Here is a 17,007-nt window from a genome sequence, read left to right on the forward strand (position 1 = left end):
GGATTCAGGGGTGGGGTAGGGGGCCTTGTAGGGCGCGACCTCCTCCTCCGTCAGGGGGTTGAGGACGCCACCGGTGAACGCCGTCTTGAGGAAGAGGTTCTCCTCGAGGACGAGCTTCTCGCCCAGGCCGGGGGTGCGGAAGGACTCGAAGCGCTCGCGGGCCGGCGCGGACAGGTGCGCCGAGCTCAGGGGCTTGAGAATGGTTTCGAGCAGGGCCACGCCGCGCACCCGGTCGGGGTGGTGGGCCGCCCAGTCCAGCGCGAGCGCCCCGCCCCAGTCGTGGCCCACCAGGACCACCTGCCTCAGGTCGAGGGCGTCGAACCAGGCCTCGAGGTACCGGGCGTGGTCGTCGAAACCGTAGGCGATCTCGGGTCGGCCCGAGGCGCCCATGCCGATGAGGTCGGGAGCGAGGGTCTTGGCGCGGTCGGCGAGCTGCGGGGTGACCTTGCGCCACAGGTAGGACGAGGCCGGGTTGCCGTGCAGGAACACGATCGGCAGGCCGGCGCCGGACTCCTCGTAGTGCATGGTCGAGTCGAGAACGCTGATCGTGGACATGTGAGCCTCCTGGGTTGCGCTGAATCGGTGCGGCTAAGCCGTTTCTACTGAGTCGTTTCTACTGAGGCGGTGCGTTCGACTAATAAACGTTCACTAGGCTAACGTTAGTTCCATGAACGATGCTATACCGTTAGTGGCACTAACGCAAGCGCGCTAGGATGGAGGTCATGACGAACGCGGCCAGGACCGATTCCGAGCACGAAGACATGCCGGCCGCCGCTGCGCCGCCCACCCGGCTGCACCGGCTGCCGAGCCGCCTGCTGAATCAGAACGCGAACCGCGCGGACCGCCTCGCCTCCGAGCGGCTCTCCGCCGTCGGTGCGCACAAATGGCACTACGCGGTCCTCTCCTCGCTGGAGGAGTCCGGTCCGGCGAGCCAGGCCGAGCTCTCCCGGCGCACCGGCATCTACCGCAGCGACATGGTCGCGCTGCTCAACGAGCTGGCGCAGCAGGACTATGTGCAGCGCGCGCCGGATCCGGACGACCGGCGCCGGAACGTCGTCCTGATCACGGATGCCGGACGGACTCGGCTCGACGAGCTGGCCAGGCTGATCAAGCAGATCGAGGACGAACTGCTCGCCCCGTTCTCGCCGGCGGAACGCGAGCTGCTGATCGATCTGCTGCTGCGGCTGAACGAGCACCTCGAGACGCGGTGACGCGGTGACGACGTGACGCGGTGAGAGGCGATCAGGTGGAGGGATCGCAAGAGCAGCCAGAGCGCCCGGCGTAGCTGAAGGCTGCGTCGCGACCCTGCCCGGGAGGGGTCCCGGAGCCCGGGCACTAGCCTCGGCGCGCGCTCGGGGGAACGGTGCCGGAGACGGTGTCCGGGATCTCGGGCGGGGTATCGGCAGGGTGCGGGAGGGGAGGACGTCGGGATGGTCGAACCGCTCGCGCCGCGTGATCCGCGGCGGATCGGGCGTTACGAGATCCTCGGGCGGCTCGGGCAGGGCGGCATGGGCGTGGTCTACCTCGGCCGTTCGCCGGCCGGGCGGCGCGTCGCCATCAAGACCATGCGCGAGGACCTGTCCGCCGATCCCGCGCTGCGGGCCCGCTTCGCCCGGGAGATCGCGGCCGCGCGCCGGGTGAGCGGGGCGTTCACGGCGGGCGTCGAGGACATGGACGCCGAGGGGGAGCAGCTGTGGCTGGCCACCGTCTACGTCGACGGGCCCAGCCTGCAGGAGCTCGTCTCCCGGCACGGGCCGCTGCCGCCCGAGCACGTCTGGACGCTCGGCGCGCAGCTCGTCGAGGCCTTACAGGGCATCCACCGCGAAGGCATCGTCCACCGCGACCTCAAGCCCGGCAACATCCTGATGTCGCCCGAGGGGCCGAAGGTGATCGACTTCGGCATCGCCTCGCTGGCCGAGTCCGCGCCGGTGACCACGACCTCGGAGATCGGCGGGACGCTGCTGTACATGGCGCCCGAGGCGTTCTCCGGCGTTGCGCTCGACGCGGCGGCCGACGTCTTCGCGCTCGGCGGCGTGCTGGTGTTCGCCGCGACCGGCCATCCGCCGTTCAACCAGGCCGAGCACCCCACCGCCCTGATCGGCGCGATCCTGACCGCCGAGCCGCAGCTGCACGACGTGCCGGCGCCGCTCCAGCCGATCCTGGCCGCGTGCCTCGTCAAGGACCGATCGCAGCGCCCGGAGCTGGACCGGCTGCTCGCCGACTTCCTGCAGCGCCGGCCGGGGGACTACCCGGTGCCCGCCCCGTGGCCGGGCTTCGCGAACCCCGGCCCTCCACCTCGGGATGCGCAATCGCGGCAGACGTCGCAGCAGACGTTGACGCGGCGCCGCGTGCTCACGCTCGGGGCGGTGGCGGCGACGGCGGCCCTCGGCGGCGGGACGTGGTGGGCGCTGGCGGACAGCGCGCACGCGCGATCCGGCGGCACGTCGACGGCGACCGGCACGGCTGCGGCGAAGCAGGACACGGTGTACATCACCGATCTCAGCGGCACCGTCTCCGCGCTCTACGCCGCCGGCGGCAAGCCGCGCTGGACCAGGCATATCGCCGAGATCTGGGCGATGAGCGCGCCGGTGTGCGACGGTACCTGCGTGTACGTGGGCGTCGACACCAGCGATACGAGCAGCACCGTCGAACTCCGGGCGTACGAGGCGGCGGGCGGGAAACCGCTCTGGAGCGCTCAGATCGGCGACGGCTCCGTGGTCGGCGCGCCCATGCTGACCTCGGACAACCCCGACACCGTCTTCGTCCTCGGCTCCGACGCCGGGACGAACGGCTCGGGCGGAACGCCCTACACGCTCTACGCGATCGACAGCAACGACGGCTCACGGAAGTGGTCGTACGCGACGCCGTTCGACGTGGACGCGATGATCCTCGGCGTGGCGTCCGACGGGCTGCTGATCCTGAGCGGGCAGGCGCAGGACACTGCCGGTCTCGTCGCCGTCGACACGAGCAACGGCACCCGTACGTGGACGTACGCTCCGAGTGGGCTGGGCGACTTCGACGCGACTCTCGACGTGTTCGACGCGCGCAGCATCTACATCGCGCAGACCCCGGCCAACGGCAGTGCGCCGTACTACGTCAGCATCGATTCGGGCAGCGGCAAGGTGAAGTGGACCGGGCCCGCGCTGCCGGGGGATGCCACCGACCTGCGGCAGTACGAAGGTCAGCTCTACGTCAGCACCACCGGCACCGGCCCGAACAAGACGAGGACCGGTGACCTGCTCGCGCTCGACGCGAACTCCGGGGCGATCAACTGGACCTACCGCGTCTCGGCGTCCGCGGCGTCCGATGGCGGATCCGACTGCTGGAGGTTCGAGTTGGCGGACGATACGATCTACGCCCTCGTCTCCGCCTACCCGGGCTTCGGACCCGGTCCGGGGAACATTCTCGCGCTCGACGCGCAGCAGGGCACGAAGATCTGGGACCACCAGCTCGACCCGTGGTTCGGGCCCGGAGACTCCGTGCTCGCGGTCTCGGCGGACGTGCTGTGCGCGGCGATCGCCACCGCCGCGCCGCACGACAGCCTGAACCTCGACTGCACGGTCCTCGGGCTCGACCGCGCCAAGGGCACGAAGCTGTGGGCCTACGACACGAAGATGTCCGAGCTGGAGGCCTTCACCACGGGGTCGATGGCGGGAAACGTCATGTTCGTGGGCGAGACGAACCAGAACAGCACCGCGCCCGCGCCCACCGGCGGAGTCGTCGCCCTCGACCTGCGTGACGGTACGCGGAAGTGGACGTACGCGCTCAGCGACATGATCGAGGGCACCCCCGTCGTCGCCCAGGTGTAGGACGACGACGCCGGCCTAAGCCGTGAGCAGCCTCAGCCCGAGACGACCGCCAGCATCTGCGCCACAGTCTCGGCGAGTGCGGCGCGCGCGGGCTTGAGGAACTTGCGCGGGTCCACGGTCTTGGCGTCCGCGTCCAGGAAGGAGCGGACCGCGCCGGTGTACGCGAGATTCAACGCGGTGCCGATGTTGACCTTGACGATGCCCGCGCGGATGCCCGCGGCCAACGCCTCGTCGGGCACGCCGGACGAACCGTGCAGCACCAGCGGAATGGCCACGGCGTCGCGCAGCCGCTCGATCAGCTCGAAGTCGAGCCCGGCCGTGCGCGTCGTCATCGCGTGCGAGCTGCCCACCGCCACCGCGAGAGCGTCCACGCCGGTGGCCGCGACGTACGCGACCGCCTCGTCCGGGTCGGTGCGCGCGCCCGGTTCGTGGGCGCCCAGGTGCACCCCGTCCTTGCCGCCGACCTGGCCGAGCTCGGCCTCGATCAGCAGGCCGTTGCGGTGCGCCCACTCGGCCGCCCGCCGGGTCGCCTCGACGTTCTCGGCGTACTCGGCGTGTGAGGCGTCGAACATGACGGAGCTGAATCCGGCGTCGGCGGCCTGACGCAGCAGGGCCTCGTCCTCGACGTGGTCGAGGTGCAGCGACACGGGCACGCCGGCCGACTGCGCCACCGCGGCGCTCGCCCGCGCGATCGGCAGCAGGCTGCCGCCGTGGAACTTCACCGCGTTCTCGCTGATCTGGAGTATCACCGGGACACCGACCTGCTCGGCGCCGGCCACGATGCCCTCGGCGTGTTCGAGCGTGATGACGTTGAACGCGGCGACGGCCCGGCCGCCCGCGCGGGCTTCGGTGATCAGCTCGTCGGTCGAACGCAGGGTCATGAGATCAGGTCCTCGGATTCGGTGCGGTGCGGTGCGAGTTCGGACGGGGAGGGCGGGGATGCCGGGCGGAGCAGGTCGAGCGCGATGAGCGCGGCGCCGGCCACGGCCGCCTCGTCGCCCAGCGCCGCCTGGACGATCCGTGGCGGGCGCTGAAAGGTCAGGCGGGCGTCGATCTCGGCGCGCAGCGGTGCGAGCAGCTGCTCGCCCGCCTTGGCCACGCCGCCGCCGATGACGATCACCTCGAGGTCCAGCAGCGTGATCGCGCCCTCCAGCGCGACGGCCAGCGCCTCGACCGCCCGCGACCAGACCGCGACGGCCCGGGCGTCACCCGCCGCGGCCAGCCGGGAGACCTCGTACGCTGAGACGCCGCTGCCGTAGCGGCTCGCGATCGCGGTCGCGGAGGCGAAGTTCTCCAGGCAGCCGCGTCGGCCGCAGCCGCACGGCTCGTCGGTCGGGTCGACGACGACGTGGCCGATCTCGGCGGCGCGATGGTGCGGCCCGAGGCGCGGGACGCCGTCGAGGCAGAGCATGCCGCCGACGCCCGTGCCCAGGGCCACGAACAGGTAGTCCCGGCTGCCCGAGGCCGCGCCGAGTTGTCCCTCGGCCAGGCCGCCGAGCCGCACGTCGTGGCCGAGCGTGACGGGTATGCCGCCGAGACGCGCGGCCACGAGCTCCCGCAGCGGCAGGTTCGTCCAGGCCGGTGCCACGGAGAACTCCGCCACACCCGCGACCTCGTCCACGATCCCCGGCGCGCCGATTCCGACCGCGTCCACGGGTCCGTGCGCGGCGATCAGGTCGGCGGCGAAGTCGCCGAGTGCGTCCGCGGTCTCGGGGCCGGCCGGAGTCGGCCGCCGGGCGGTGTGCTCGGGCGCGCCGAGCCGGCCGTCCGCGCCCACGGAACGGAACGCCGCCTTCATGGAGGTACCGCCGACGTCGATTCCGAGCACCCGCGCGGGATGCGGCGCGACGGGGCCGACGGGGTCAGGGCCGACCGGGCGAGTGCCGGCGTCAGAGCTGACGGGGGAACCGTTCACGGGAGGATGACGGAACGGGTCAGGTGCCGCGGCTGGTCCGGGTCAAGGCCGCGGGCCTCGGCGATGGCGACGGCCAGGCGCTGAACGCGGATCAGGTCGGCCATCGGGTCGAGCGCGCTGGTCTCCAGGTGGCCGCCGGTCGCCGCGATCTGCGCGTCCAGGCCCTCCGGGAGCGGACCGAAGCCCCAGGCGACGCGGTTCGGGCCGGTGATGCTGATCGGGCCGTGCCGGTATTCCATCGCCGGGTACGACTCGGTCCACGCGCACGCGGCCTCGCGCATCTTCAGCCCGGCCTCGGTGGCGAGCCCGATGGTCCAGCCGGTGCCGAGGAAGCTGAACTGCTCGGCGCCGGTGAGCACGTCCGCGAGCGGGGCGGCGATGGCCGAGCGGGCGTCCTCGACGGCGCCGGTGAGGTCCTCGCCGAGGTGCGCGCGCAGCAGCGCGAGCGCGGTGGTGGCGAACCGGGTCTGCACCACGGACTTCTCGTCGGCGAACTCGAGCACGATGACGTCGTCGGCGGCGGTCATGATCGGGGTGCGCGGGTCGCCGGTGATGGCGGTGGTCCGCACCGTGGCGGGCGCCACGGCGCCGTTCCCGGCTCCGCCGCGGACCCGCTCGAGCAGGGCCAGGACCTCGGTCGTGGTGCCGGAGCGGGTGATGGCCACGATCCGGTCGTAGCGCCCGGCGGCGAGGCGGCCGAGGGGGAATTCGGACGCTGCGAAGGCGTCCGTCTCGCCCTGGCCGGCGGCTTCGCGCAGGGCCGCGTAGCTCATCGCGATGAACCAGGACGTGCCGCAGCCCACGACCGCGACCCGCTCACCCGGGGCGGGCAGCCCGGCGGCGGTGGGAGCGAGTTGCGCGGCCTTGGACCAGCACTCCGGCTGGCTGGCTATCTCTGCGCTGACATGCCGCACGACAGGCTCCCTGGGGTCTTGCGCGTCTCCGCGTCCACCATGCGCGAAATCGCGCACCGAGTGCTCGATAATGATCGAAAGATCTCAGAAACGAGCACGATTAGCAAGCGTGTGACGCGGAGCGAGACGGCGCCGCACGCGAGGCCGACGCGGCGGCCGACGCGGGGCCGACACCGGGCCGACACGCGTCCGCGCACCGTGAGCGCGCGAACGCGGTCCGTCCGAGTGATCAATGGACGCAATGACACCGTGGCGGCCGTGACCCTGGTATGACTGGAGCAGAGCGCTCGGTTACCTCCGCACGCGCTGGCTGTCGCGTGCCGGGTGGCACAGGAGGAGACCGGGCGATGTCAGCATGGGGACCCGAGGGTGACCGGCGTGCCGCCGAAGCCGAACGCGTGGCGGACGTGACAGACGTGGCGGAAGTGGCGGAGTTTCACGCCGACCAGCCGCACGGCCATCCGCCGCAGCTCGGTCTGGGCGGTGGGGGCGGTGCGGGCGAGTCCAGCGGCTCCGAAGGTCCCGACGGTTCCGGCGGCCTCGGCACGCTGCAGAGCGACCCGGAGACCGAGTTCGCCGGCCACACCGACGAGTGGTACCAGCACACCCGGCACGAACAGCAGACGCGCTGGTATCCCGGCATCCTGCCGGACGAGGCGCCGGAGGCGCGGGCGGAGCGGCGGGCCGCCTACGCGGAGGCGGTCGAGGTCACCAGCTTCAACCTCTCGCCGATAAGCGCCGGCTTCCTCGACCCGGTCAGCCTGCAGCAGCTCATCCCGCCACGCCGCGGGCAGGTGCAGGGCCCCGCGACACGTCTCGACGGGGCCGGCGGCCTCGAGGCCGAGTCCCGGCCGACCGCTGCGCCGCGCACCGGCGTCTCCCCGAACGGCCGCGCCAAGACCGGCGCGGCCGCTACTAGCGTCTCGCGAGCCAGCCGGATCATGGCGATGGGCACCATCGCCTCCCGGGTCACCGGCATGGTCCGCTCCTCGATGATGGTGGCCGCGCTCAGCACGAGCAGCCTGTCGGACGCCTTCAGCGTGGGCAACAACCTGCCGAACATGGTCTACATGATCGTGATCGGCGGCGCGGTCAACGCGATCTTCGTGCCGCAGCTGGTGCGCGCGATGAAGGACGACGCGGACGGCGGCCAGGCGTTCATCAACCGGCTGCTGACCATGACGATCGTGGTCGTGGGCGCGCTCACCGTGCTCGCGCTGCTGCTGGCCCCGCAGCTGGTGAACCTCTATACCGGCGGCAGCTACTCGGGCGCGGACCGCCAGGTCACGATCATGTTCGCGCGCTACTGCCTGCCGCAGATCTTCTTCTACGGGCTCTCCGTCATGCTCGGGCAGATCCTCAACGCCAAGGACAGCTACGGCCCCATGATGTGGACGCCGGTGCTGGCCAACGTGGTGCAGATCGCCGCGTTCGGCGCCTACCTGTGGATCGTCGGCGGGATCACCAGCACGACCGAGACCATCACGAGCGGGGAGGAACTGCTCCTCGGCCTGGGCACGACGCTCGGCATCGTGCTGCAGGCGCTGACGCTCGTGCCGTATCTGCGCGGGGTCGGCGTGAACTACCGGCCGCGCTTCGACTGGCGCGGCACCGGCCTGGGCAAGTCCGTGGCCCTGGCCAAGTGGACGCTGGCGACCGTCCTGGTCACCACGGCCGTGAGCTGGGCGGTGACCGTGATGGCCACCACGATGGGCCGGCGCTACCCGTTCCAGGGGGTGGGCTACTCGGCGTATTCGTACGCGGTGACGACGTGGATACTGCCGCAGTCCGTCGTCACCGTCTCCATCATCACGGCGCTGCTGCCGCGGATGAGCCGGTCCGCGCTCGCCGGGGACAAGCGCGCCGTCGGCGACTCGATCTCCTACGGCCTGCGCTCGACCGGCATCCTGATCGTGCCGGCCGCCTTCGCCTTCCTGGCCTTCGCCCAGCAGATCGTCTCGATCCTGTTCGGCCACGGCAGCGCGAGCCCGGCCCAGTCGCACAACCTGGGCTACATGCTGATGGTCTTCAGCCTCGGCCTGATTCCCTACTCCGCCTACTTCGTCATGCTGCGCGGCTTCTACGCCTATCAGGATACGAAGACGCCGTTCTATCTCGCCCTGTGGATCGGCCTCGCCAACGCCGCCCTGGCCTGGCTCTCGTTCGCCTTCCTGGGCGGGACGCAGTGGGCGGTGGCCGGGATGTGCGCGGCCTACTCCGTCTCCTACCTGATCGGCGTGGTCATCACCGCGCGGCGCCTGCACCTGCTGGTCGGCAGCTTCGACGGCAGGCGGGTGGTGCGGGTCCACGTCAAGCTGTGCGCGGCGGCCGCGCTGGCGGCGGCGATCGGCGGCCCGGCCGGGATATACATCACGGATCTGAGAGGCGCCGGCACCGTGGGCGCGCTGGCCGGCCTGATCGTCGGCGGCGCGCTGTTCGTCGCGGTGTTCCTGGGCGCCGCGCGGGCCATGCACGTGAGGGAGATGGATACGCTGCTCGGCGCGGTGAAGTCGCGGCTTGGCCGGTATCGCCGTGTCCTGACCTGAGCGCCCGGCGCCGGGTAAACCTGTTCCTGTCCAGGCGCGGAATCCGACAGACTCTTACGTATGCTCGTTACGATCACAGCGACCCGGCCGGCCGGAGCGCCATGGCCGGCCACCGACCTCGGCTACCTGCTCGCGAAGAACCCCGCGACCGTCCAGTCCTTCAGCCACGGCTTCGGACGGTCCCGGGTGTTCTATCCCGAAGCGGACGAGGCGCGGTGCACGGCGGCGCTCTACCTGGAGATCGATCCGATCGGCCTGATCAAGAGCCGGAATCTCGACTCCGCCGACTTCTCGCTGTCGCAGTACGTCAACGACCGGCCCTACGCGGCGAGCTCGCTGCTCGCGGGCGCCATCGGGCAGGTTTTCCGCACCGCCATCCGCGGGACCTCGAAGGAACGGCCGCAACTCGCGGCCGCCGCGATGCCGCTGACGCTGCGGCTGCCGGTGGTCTCGGCCACGGCCGCCTTCGTCGAGCGGATGTTCGCGCCGCTCGGGTGGACGGTCACGGCCACGCCGCTGACGCTCGACCCGGCGTTCCCGGCGTGGGGGGAGTCGCGGTACTGCGACGTCACGCTGACCGGGGAGCAGCGGGTCTGCGACGCGCTGAGCCAGCTCTACGTGCTGCTGCCGGTGCTCGACGGGTCCAAGCACTACTGGATCGACGGCGAGGAGGTGGAGAAGCTGCTGCGCGCGGGGGAGGCCTGGCTTCCCGGCCACCCCGACCGCGAGCTGATCACGCGCCGGTACCTCGGGCGTCGGCCCACGCTGGTGCGCAGCGCCCTGGCCCGGCTCGCCGAGTCGGACGAGGTGCCCGCGGCCGAGCTCGACAACGCGGTCCCGGAGGAGGGCGACGGCGTCGAGGAGGGCGTCGTGGCCGCCGAGGGCACGGGGAACGGTTCTGACGGCACGTCGGACAACGCCGTCGCGGTCGCCGAGGCGCAGGAGCCTTCGCCGCACACCTCGCTGGCCACGCTGCGGCACGAAGCCGTCGTGGCGGCGCTCAAGGACGTCGGCGGCAAGAGCGTGCTCGACCTCGGGTGTGGCGGCGGCGCGCTGCTGCGGCACCTGCTGCACGACCGCTACTTCACCTCGATCGTGGGCGTCGACGTGTCGGTCAGGGCGCTGCAGTACGCGGCGCGCAAGCTGCGGCTGGAACGGCAGCCCGAATCGGTGGCGGCCCGGCTGACGCTGAAGCAGGGCTCGCTGACGTACACCGACGCGTCGCTCAAGGGCTACGACGCGGCGGTGCTGATGGAGGTCATCGAGCACGTGGACCCGCCGCGGCTGGCCTCGCTCGAGCACGCGGTGTTCGGCGCGGCGCGGCCGGAGGCGGTGATCGTGACCACGCCGAACGTGGAGTACAACGTGCGCTACGAGACGCTCGAGGCGGGGCGGCTGCGGCACCGGGACCACCGGTTCGAGTGGAGCCGGGAGGAGTTCGCGGCCTGGGCCGAGGACGTCGCGGCGCAGTACGCGTACACGGTCGGGTTCCGGCCGGTGGGCGAGGTGGACCCGGAGGTGGGCGCGCCGACGCAGATGGCCGTGTTCCGGCGGGGGGACGGCAAGATAACAGGCCCGACGAACGCGGGCAGAGCGGAAGCCGACCGCGGCTCCCAGTCCACGCAGCCCACGCAGTCCCCGAAGTCCACGCAGTCCCCGAAGTCAGAGAGCTCAGAGCGGTCCGCGAAGTCAGAGAAGGAGGCGAACTAACCCATGCGCACTCTCACGGTGCCCGAGCTTTCGCTCGTGGTTCTGGTCGGCACGACCGGGTCCGGCAAGTCGACGTTCGCCGGGCGCCACTTCCTGCCCACGCAGGTGATCTCCTCGGACTGGTGCCGGGGGCTGGTGAGCGACGACGAGAACGACCAGTCCGCGACGCCGGACGCGTTCGCGCTGCTGCACCACCTGGCCGGGATCCGGCTGCGGCGCGGGCTGCTGACGGTCATCGACGCGACCAACGTGCAGCCCAAGGCGCGCGAGGCGCTGGTCAAGGTCGCGCGCGAGTACGACGTGCTGCCGGTGGCGATCGTGCTCGACGTGCCGGAGCAGGTGTGCCGGGAGCGCAACGAGCTGCGGCCGGACCGGGTCATGGGGCCGCATGTGATCGCGCGTCAGCGGCGGGAGCTGCGGACGCACCTGCGCAATCTCGAGCGTGAGGGCTTCCGCAAGGTGCACGTGCTGCACGGCGTGGAGGAGGTCGAGGAGGCGTCGATCGCGTACGAGAAGGCCTACAACGACAAGCGCGAGCTGACCGGCCCGTTCGACGTCATCGGGGACGTGCACGGGTGTCGGGCCGAGCTCGAGTCGCTGCTGGTCTCGCTCGGGTACGTGCTCGTGCGCGACGAGGCGGGCCGCGCGGTGGACGCGGTGCCGCCCGCGACGCGCACGGCCGTGTTCGTCGGCGACCTGGTCGACCGCGGCCCGGACACCCCGGGCGTGCTGCGGCTGGTCATGGGGATGGTCGAGGCCGGACACGCGCTGTGCGTCCCGGGCAACCACGAGAACAAGCTCGTGCGGGCGCTGACGGGCCGCAAGGTCCAGCTGCGGCACGGGATCGCCGAGTCGCTCGAGCAGCTCGAGCGCGAGCCGGAAGAGTTCCGCAAGCGCGTGATCGAGTTCTGCCGCGGGCTGATCAGCCACTACGTGCTGGACGGCGGATCGCTCGTGGTCGCGCACGCGGGGCTCAAGGAGGCCTACCAGGGCCGCGCCTCGGGCCGGGTGCGTTCGTTCGCGCTCTACGGCGAGACCACCGGGGAGACGGACGAGTACGGTCTGCCGGTGCGTTACCCGTGGGCCGAGGAGTACCGCGGTTCGGCCATGGTCCTCTACGGGCACACTCCCGTGCTGGAGCCGGCGTGGGTCAACAACACGCTGTGCCTCGACACCGGGTGCGTGTTCGGCGGGTCGCTGACGGCGCTGCGTTACCCGGAGCGCGAGCTGGTCGCGGTGCCGGCGGAGCAGGTCTGGTACGAGCCGGTTCGCCCGCTGGAGCCGGCGGCCAGGGCGGGGCGCGATCCCGGGGTGCTCGACCTCGGCGACGTGCTCGGGCGGCGCACGGTGCAGACGCGGCTGATGGGCGATCTGGTCGTACAGGAGGAGAACTCGGCCGCGGCGCTGGAGGTGATGAGCCGGTTCGCGGTGGACCCGCGCTGGCTGGTGTACCTGCCGCCGACGATGGCGCCGGTGGCCACGTCCTCGCGTGAGGACGTGCTCGAACACCCGGTGGAGGCCTTCGGGTACTTCGCCGCGGCGGGCGTCGGGCGGGTCGTGTGCGAGGAGAAGCACATGGGTTCGCGCGCGGTGGTCCTGGTGACGAAGGACGCTGCCGGGAGCGAGGTCGGCGCGGCGGCCGCGCGGCGGTTCGGCGTGACCGACGGATCGACGGGTGTCGTGGTGACGCGGACCGGGCGGCCGTTCTTCGACTCCGCCGCGGTGACCGAGGACCTGCTCGGGCGGGTGCGTACGGCGGCGGATGCGGCAGGCCTGTGGGAGGAGCTGGGCACCGACTGGCTGCTGCTCGACTGCGAGCTGCTGCCGTGGTCGGCGAAGGCGATGGGTCTGCTGCGCGATCAGTACGCGGCGGTGGGCGCGGCCTCGCGGGCCGGGCTCGGGGCCACGATCGCCGTGCTCGAACAGGGCGCGGCGCGCGGGCTCGAGGTCGGCGAGATGCTCGAGGAACAGCGCGGCCGGAGGGAGGCGGCGGAATCGTTCACCGCGGCTTACGGACAGTACTGCTGGCCCACCTCGGGCCTCGACGGGGTGCGGCTCGCGCCGTTCCAGGTGCTCGCGGCCGAGGGCCAGGTCTACGCGACGCGCGACCACGGCTGGCACCTCGCGCTGCTCGACCGGCTGTGCGCGGCCGATCCCGTGCTGTTCCAGGCCACGGCCCGGCGCGTCGTCGACCTCGGCGACGAGGCGGCGGTGGCGGAAGCGACCGCGTGGTGGGAGGAGCTGACCGGCGGTGGCAGCGAGGGGATGGTCGTCAAGCCTTTCGACGCGCTGGTGCGCGAGGGGCGCCGGATCGTCCAGCCCGGAGTGAAGTGCCGTGGGCCGGAGTACCTGCGGATCATCTACGGGCCCGAGTACCTCGAGCCGCGCAACCTGGCCCGGCTGCGGCGCCGCTCGCTCGGGCGCAAGCAGTCCCTGGCGCTGCGCGAGTACGTGCTCGGGCTCGAGGCGCTGGAGCGCTTCGTGGCGCGCGAGCCGCTCTACCGCGTGCACGAGGCGGTGTTCGCGGTGCTGGCGCTGGAGTCCGAGCCGGTGGACCCGCGGCTCTAGGACGCGGCAGGCACCGCCGCCGATCCGGGCAGGCTCACGGCACGAGGTGCGTGAGCTTGTCCGGGTTGGCGACCATATAGATGTGCGCGATGCGCCCGTCCTCGTCGAGGTCGAAGGTGTAGACGAAGGTGAGCAGCGGGCGTCGCACGATCATCCCGGGCGCGTCGTTGAACCGCTGGAAAGTCACGGTGGCGCCTTCGGCGAAGCGCTTCGGGAAGACGTGCGTGTAGAGCCGGGCCACCTTGGCCGCGCTGCGGATCGGGTTGAACCCGGTCGAGGCCTTGCCGCCGCCGTCGTTGTAGACGATGACGTCCTCGCGCAGCAGCGTGGTGAGCTGTGCCAGGTCGCCGCTGCGTGCCGCGGCGAGGAAGCCCTCGACGATGCGCTGGTCACGGGCCGGGTCGGGCGGCCGGGTGGCCCCGCGCCGCTTGGGCGTGGTGGCGACGCGCCGGCCGGCGCGGTGGTGGAGCTGGCGGCAGGATTCGGGCGTGTGCTCGATGATCCGGGCGATCTCGGCGTAGGGCACGTCGAAGGCCTCGCGCAGCACGAACACGGCCCGCTCGGCCGGGCTGAGCTGGTCGAGCAGCATCAGCATGCCGATCGAGGCGGACTCGCGCACGGCGACGGCCGCGGCCGGGTCGGCGCCGCCGCAGCCCGTGGTCCCGTTCGCGGTGGCGGTCGGCAGCGGTTCGGGCAGCCACGGGCCGACGTACAGCTCCCGGCGCACCGCGGCCGAGCGCAGCCGGTCCAGGCACAGCCGGGTGACCACGGTGGTCAGGAACCCGGCCGGGTTGGCCACGGTCTGCGGGTCCTGCGACATCCAGCGCAGGTAGGCGTCCTGGACGGCGTCCTCGGCGTCGTGCACCGAGCCGAGCATGCGGTAGGCGATGGCGTGCAGCAGCGGCCGGTGCTCGAGGAACGCGTCCTCGAGCGGGGCCGGCCGCCGTGCGGTGGTCGCGGTGGCCGCGTTCACGCGGTCCGCGTCGGGATGGCCATCCGGGTGCTGACCGCGAACCGGTTCCATGCGTTGATCGTAGCGATCGCGGTGAGCAGGTTCGTCAGCTCGGTGTCGTCGAACTCGGCCGCGGCCGCCGCCCACACCTCGTCGCTCACGCCGCGCCCGCCGTTGCCGCTGAGGGTGGTGACCTCCTCGGTCAGGGCGAGCGCCGCGCGTTCCTTCGCGGTGTAGAGGTGTTCGGCCTCGCGCCAGACGGCGACCAGCAGGATCCGCTGGAGCTGTTCGCCGCCCTTGAGCGCGTCGTAGGCGTGCATGTCGACGCAGAACGCGCATCCGTTGAGGTAGGAGGCGCGCAGCTTGACGAGTTCGAACAGCAGCGGGTCGAGGTTCGCCTTGGCGTAACGCTCGAGCCCGGACATCGCCTCGTACGCGCCGGGTGCCGCCTTGACCCAGGCCAGACGCTCGGTCATGGGGATCGCTTCCTCTCGGTGGGTGTCGTCAGGTGTCGTCAGGTGTCGTCAGGTTCCGTCGGGACGGTTCGTCCGGACGAACGTCTGACGGGGCAGGGCGGTCACGCGTGACGGTTCGCGATGTGACGCCGGTCACGATCGGCGCGTGGCCGGGGTACGGTCGGGCCCCGGCCGGGATCCGGTGGCGGGTCGTTCCCTGACTGAACGGTCGCCCGCCGTTCGGTTCTCGTGGTGAATACGCTCAAGCCTCGCGGGCAGACCCTGATCAGGCGGGTTCTGAGGCTGCACTCATCAGTGACTTCAGAAGCGTTAACATGCCACTCGTACGCTGACCGATTGAGCACATCATCAGGTGACCGCCGGGAGCAGGATCCCCCGAACGGGACCTGCGGCCCTAGAAGTGGGGAGCGAAGGAATGTCAGGCCTCACCGACGTTCTGAAGAACGAGTACACCGGAAAACTGCTGGACGTCGCGGGTGTGCGCAAGCCTCCGTTCGTCCCGGACCTCAACACCAAGCACTACCGCGCCCCGCTGATGGAGGCGGGCGGTGGACACGTCACGCTCAAGAAGTACTCCGGCCCGGAGATCCCCGCCTCGGAGTGGGAGAGCCTGGAGTACACCACCTACAAGAGCGACCCGTTCACCTACTTCGCCCCCATCTGCTCGCCGACCGGCAAGAACGAGATGATCGGCGCGGCCGAGGTGGGCAAGGAGGAGCTCGAGTGCGTGCCGACTCCGAACTCCGAGAAGTGCCCGACCATCATGGCCTGGCTCGAGTCGATCGGGGCGCGCTACGGCCGGGTGCAGCTGCTGCGGATGAAGCCGAACACCCTGCGCGAGTGCCGTTGGGGTCTGCACCAGGACAACAACAACCTCAAGAACCCCGACACCCACGGCTGGATCGTGCGCGTCTGGCTTGAGCTGACGAACGACGCGACCAGCCAGCTGCTGGTGCGCTCGGAGCACTTCAACAAGAAGACCGAGCACGCGATAGCCCTGCCCCAGGGCCAGCAGGCGGTCGTGGACTCGGAGCGGCTGTGGCACGGCGGCGCCCACTCGGGCACGCACACGCGCTACGCGCTGATCGCGAGCGTCGAGTCCAGCCCGGCGCTCAACGACTGGATCAAGTCGCAGCTGCCGTAGAGCCGCAACACCCCGGCCGGACCGGCAGGAGTACCCGCTAGACCGGCAGGACCCGTATGACGTGCAGGCGGGGTGCGGTCCCGAATATGGGACCGCACCCCGCCTGTGGCGTTCGTGCGCTTCTGTATCGGCGGGCGGTGCCCCGCGATGCCCCGCGCGGCGTCTGACGACGCGTGTGGACCGGCGTGGCGCCCGTGTGCCGCTGTGCGCTGCCGTATGGGGCCCGTCCGGCGCCGCCCGCCGCGCCGTCAGCTCGGGTGGTGCCAGCCGTCGTGCAGGCGCCGGTCGAGCTCGGCGAGGTCGAACACGTCGGCTCCGGCGTCGCCGTGGCGGCGCAGCGACTCCTGATAGCGCACCATGCCGCCGCAGTCCTCGGGCGGCGCGGCGCGGCGGCCGCCGATGCACTGCGGGTAGATCGTGCCCGGGTCCGGCTCCTTGACCGACTCGACCCGGATCACGTGCTCCCAGTAGTCGCCGTAGTCGTAGACGTACCTCAGCTTCGCGCGTTCGCCCTGCAGCACTTGATCGATCGTCACCTCGTCGTCGTGCCGGTGGCCGAGGGCGGCCTCGCCGTCGCCGAACTCGCCGAGCGCGGTCTCGAACACGTGCAGGTGGCAGCCTTCCCACTCGAACACGGTCTGGATGACCTCGTGCAGGCCGGCCAGGGTCAGGTCGCCCGGCACCTCCACCCGCCGCCAGATCGGCGGCTTGGCGCCCTTGAGATCGATGCGCAGGCGGTAGATCCGCGTCGCCGCCTCCGGGGCGTGCGCCGCGCCGGGCGCGTCCCCGGTGCCCCGGCCGGTCCGGTAGACCGAGGGGTGGCCGCCGGCGAAGCCGCCGTGGAAGGCGCCGGGCCCGGCCTGCGCGCCGATGAAGATCTCGATGCCGGCCGCACCGGGGAAGTCGGGGAAGGCCAGGTCCAGGCCGAACCCGGCCGGGTCCGGCTCGGCCTGGGCGGGGCGCGGCGCGGGCG

The 17,007-nt window shown here is 71.6% G+C and carries 12 protein-coding genes and 1 pseudogene; 6 read left to right on the forward strand and 7 right to left on the reverse strand.

The annotated features are described in order from the left end of the window. Positions 1-567 (reverse strand): annotated as a pseudogene (locus tag KDL01_RS29000) (haloalkane dehalogenase); the annotation flags it as partial. Positions 568-722: 155 nt separating this feature from the next. Between KDL01_RS29000 and KDL01_RS29005 the strand changes: the two are divergent. Both KDL01_RS29005 and KDL01_RS29010 read left to right on the forward strand, forming a co-directional pair. Beyond that, positions 723-1,211 (forward strand): MarR family winged helix-turn-helix transcriptional regulator, encoded by a 489-nt coding sequence (locus KDL01_RS29005; RefSeq protein ID WP_246577156.1) that lies wholly within the window; start codon positions 723-725, stop codon positions 1,209-1,211. 219 nt (positions 1,212-1,430) lie between these two features. Then, positions 1,431-3,809 carry a protein kinase domain-containing protein gene (locus KDL01_RS29010; protein WP_212531821.1) on the forward strand — a complete coding sequence of 793 codons (2,379 nt, stop codon included), beginning with the start codon at positions 1,431-1,433 and terminating at the stop codon, positions 3,807-3,809. Between the two features lie 32 nt (positions 3,810-3,841). On the opposite strand, the gene KDL01_RS29015 is transcribed toward KDL01_RS29010, so the two are convergent. The 3 genes from KDL01_RS29015 to KDL01_RS29025 form a co-directional block, all read right to left on the reverse strand. Then, positions 3,842-4,690: a class II fructose-bisphosphate aldolase gene (locus KDL01_RS29015; RefSeq protein ID WP_212531822.1), complete on the reverse strand. Its 849-nt coding sequence runs from the start codon at positions 4,688-4,690 to the stop codon at positions 3,842-3,844. Beyond that, complete coding sequence (locus KDL01_RS29020; RefSeq protein WP_212531823.1) at positions 4,687-5,637, reverse strand: ROK family protein; 951 nt, start codon at positions 5,635-5,637, stop codon at positions 4,687-4,689. Before KDL01_RS29020 ends, KDL01_RS29015 begins: the two co-directional genes overlap by 4 nt. An 83-nt stretch (positions 5,638-5,720) precedes the next feature. Beyond that, positions 5,721-6,638 (reverse strand): SIS domain-containing protein, encoded by a 918-nt coding sequence (locus tag KDL01_RS29025; RefSeq protein ID WP_212531824.1) that lies wholly within the window; start codon positions 6,636-6,638, stop codon positions 5,721-5,723. A gap of 347 nt (positions 6,639-6,985) precedes the next feature. Between KDL01_RS29025 and murJ the strand changes: the two genes are divergently transcribed. The 3 genes from murJ to KDL01_RS29040 are packed head-to-tail and all read left to right on the forward strand — an operon-like array spanning position 6,986 to position 13,462. Beyond that, positions 6,986-9,184, forward strand: a complete 2,199-nt coding sequence (gene murJ, locus KDL01_RS29030; protein WP_212531825.1) for a murein biosynthesis integral membrane protein MurJ — start codon at positions 6,986-6,988, stop codon at positions 9,182-9,184. Positions 9,185-9,244: 60 nt separating this feature from the next. Then, entirely contained in the window at positions 9,245-10,894 is a 1,650-nt protein-coding gene (locus KDL01_RS29035) for a 3' terminal RNA ribose 2'-O-methyltransferase Hen1 (protein WP_212531826.1), read from the forward strand. A 3-nt stretch (positions 10,895-10,897) separates the two neighbouring features. After that, positions 10,898-13,462, forward strand: a complete 2,565-nt coding sequence (locus KDL01_RS29040; protein ID WP_212531827.1) for a polynucleotide kinase-phosphatase — start codon at positions 10,898-10,900, stop codon at positions 13,460-13,462. Positions 13,463-13,496: 34 nt separating this feature from the next. Here KDL01_RS29040 and sigJ read toward each other — a convergent pair whose 3' ends face one another. After that, entirely contained in the window at positions 13,497-14,486 is a 990-nt protein-coding gene (gene sigJ / locus KDL01_RS29045; protein WP_212531828.1) for an RNA polymerase sigma factor SigJ, read from the reverse strand. Continuing rightward, on the reverse strand, positions 14,432-14,890 hold the full coding sequence (locus KDL01_RS29050) for a carboxymuconolactone decarboxylase family protein (RefSeq protein ID WP_212531829.1): 459 nt from the start codon (positions 14,888-14,890) through the stop codon (positions 14,432-14,434). The genes sigJ and KDL01_RS29050 overlap by 55 nt, the downstream gene beginning before the upstream one ends. Before the next feature lie 415 nt (positions 14,891-15,305). On the opposite strand from KDL01_RS29050, the gene KDL01_RS29055 reads away from it, so the two are divergent. Continuing rightward, positions 15,306-16,034 (forward strand): hypothetical protein, encoded by a 729-nt coding sequence (locus KDL01_RS29055; protein ID WP_212531830.1) that lies wholly within the window; start codon positions 15,306-15,308, stop codon positions 16,032-16,034. Between the two features lie 248 nt (positions 16,035-16,282). On the opposite strand, the gene KDL01_RS29060 is transcribed toward KDL01_RS29055, so the two are convergent. After that, the coding region (locus KDL01_RS29060; protein WP_212531831.1) for a plasmid pRiA4b ORF-3 family protein at positions 16,283-17,007 on the reverse strand (725 nt) is incomplete at its 5' end.

This window comes from Actinospica durhamensis (assembly GCF_018139695.1).
Lineage (GTDB): Bacteria > Actinomycetota > Actinomycetes > Streptomycetales > Catenulisporaceae > Actinospica > Actinospica durhamensis.